The sequence below is a fragment of the Methanosarcina sp. A14 genome, assembly GCF_001729375.1.
GTDB classification, from domain to species: Archaea; Halobacteriota; Methanosarcinia; order Methanosarcinales; family Methanosarcinaceae; genus Methanosarcina; species Methanosarcina barkeri.
Map to the genome: position 1 here is coordinate 1 of NZ_LZPK01000311.1, position 2,391 is coordinate 2,391.

Here is a 2,391-nt window from a genome sequence, read left to right on the forward strand (position 1 = left end):
AAGCTACATAACCCTCGCCATCTGCAGTGAGGGTAACGTTTTCAGTGTTTAACATTACTGTCTTACGGGAACCGGAGATTTTCACATCAGCAGAATTTATATGGTAAAGGCGTACCGTATCATGCATGTCGGTATTCTCTTCAAATGTATAATTCCCGTTTATATCAATTTCGGAATTCCTGGAGAGGCCCATTATTATCATGTCTCCGTTTTCCAGGTGCATATTCAGAGTGAAACTGCCCATAAGAATAGCTTTTCCTTCTCCTGCTGAAGTAAGCCGGGATGTATTGTTGAGTTCTTCACTTCCCATTAGAGAATTAAGTTCTTCGAAAATATCTCTCAGGACATTATTAGCTTGCATCATACTCTTCTGAGACTGAATCAAATAATCTACTTCCATATTTTCGGATGAACTGTTGTTATATTGACTCAAATTTGTAATTGAGCTATTATTTTCTTCGCTTAAGGTTGCATTCGCAAGGGCTCGGTACTGCTTTGCTTCTTTTATAAGACGGTTATACTCTTCAAGCAGGGTTTCAAGTCTGCTAACATCTTTCCCTTCTGCTTTGTAGCGCTCAATACCGGCTTTAAGCTTTAATGAAATCGTTTCTGCTTTTTCGATGTTTCTGTCAAGAAGGGATGTTGCATCTCTCAGAGTAGGCATGGACTCAGGGCCTGAATTAAACTTATCTTGCGGAAACTCATGGGGGTGTTGGCCTGGTATTTCACCCACATGGTCCAGGAGCCCTACATAGGGGAAAAAAATAGTCCTAGCTAGGTCTTCTGTAGCTTTACAATTAAAGCCCTGAGCCTCCTCATCAACACAGCCTGAGATCACGATAATAGTTGCGAGTATAAGGAGTAAGGACAGAAATTTTATTTTCATACTGGGCCACGTCCTATGGAATAGAACTCATTGCTGGACTGTATCTTTTCATCGAGTTCGTATATTAATATTTGGTTATTTTTAAAAGTCTTTCTCAGAAACAATAGAATCGTTCCAAAACTCTGAAGCCTATAATTAACTTCAGGGCAATTTTAGGATTTCCGTTTTCTCCAAATTTTCCTGGCTGTCTCGCCAGGATTTCACAACAAAATAGGAGTTTCCAGGTTCTCTTTTGCGGGCAGAAAAACAATTACTTTTTTCGAGGCCTCATAAATTTTTATTTCCCTTCCTTTCTGACTCCATTTTACGTGCCTTACTCTAATCATTCCGGCTTCCAGAAGAGAGTCCAGATTATATTTGAGAGTATTCAGACGCACTCCAAGCTCATCGGCAAGGTTTCCTGCCGACATTGACTTCTTATTAAGCAGTTTAAGAATTCTGATTGAAGTTTCGCTTGAAAGAAGCCTGGCAATTTTTCTGGAATCTTCGGAAAGCTGCAAAATCAGCAATTTTTCCTCCGGGTTATCAGGCATTTTTATCCCTGCTACATTTTTTCTCGTATTTAAGTATTTTCGAAATCCTTTTAATTAATCTTTTTAATTAACCCTTTTAATTAACTTTTTAAGAAGTTTAGTCAGGAACTATCGAATTGATATTGCAGGTCTTAGTACACATAGTTTCCTCGTAATCTTCTATGCTTTTATAAATGCTTTTTTGACCGTTTTTTGATTACGGCACAAAATTGCAGCATATCTCTGGGTCTCTGGGTGGAATGTTACTAATCGATATGTTCCTGACAGAGGTGCTATATCTGGATTTAAAAATAAAAGAATACTTACTTTTTTAGGAGTATTCCTGGATTAAATTTACAATTTACACTTTAAATGAAACTATTTTGGAATTTAACCCTTTATAACCCTTAAATAGATTATTTCGAAGGTTTACCTTCCTTTAACGGTTCAAATTGATTTTTTTATTCCATCAGGCTATTTTTCAAATTAAAAACCGTTCTAGTTCCAAGATTATAATTTGCGATTGTTGTAAAGTTATATAAAGAATAAAATAAGGACACTTAGTGAATTTAATTCAGAACCAATTAAAACTGAATTTTCCAAAATAACAGGTAAATAATATTTATTCTATTAAAAAATACGGCGCCTAGAGAGCTCAATAAGTATTAGTTTTAGAATTTACACCCTTTTATGCGATTTAAGGTTTAAAAACGCTTATTTCCCAAATTAAGTTCTGTTAGTCATATTATATCTGTAAGTAATATTATATTTAATATAATATAATTTAAAATTGTCAATTGGCGGATGGTCAATCTCCGAATAGCCGGTAAGGCGATTAGATCAAAAAAGGAATTACACAATTGAGCTGAAAAAACGTAGAATGAAACTATAAGACATCTAGGTTACTTGCAACAACTTGCTTGTGCAACCTGCTTGTGCAACTTGCTTGTAATTTGCTTGTGTAACTTATTTGTTGCTTGTGTAACTTGCTTG

Annotated in this window: 2 protein-coding genes; both read right to left on the reverse strand. The window is 35.6% G+C overall.

Features of this window, described 5'->3' with window-relative positions:
* Positions 1 to 886: hypothetical protein (locus A9239_RS13760; protein ID WP_069575346.1), on the reverse strand; the 886-nt coding region annotated here is incomplete at its 3' end.
* Positions 887 to 1,086: 200 nt separating this feature from the next.
* Complete coding sequence (locus A9239_RS13765) at positions 1,087 to 1,419, reverse strand: transcriptional regulator (protein ID WP_048118798.1); 333 nt, start codon at positions 1,417 to 1,419, stop codon at positions 1,087 to 1,089.
* Positions 1,420 to 2,391 lie beyond the last annotated feature (972 nt).

What these genes read in the sequence shown, in the direction of transcription:
- A9239_RS13765 (WP_048118798.1), bottom strand. Translation starts at nt 1,419, where the DNA reads ATGCCTGATAACCCGGAGGAAAAATTGCTGATTTTGCAGCTTTCCGAA.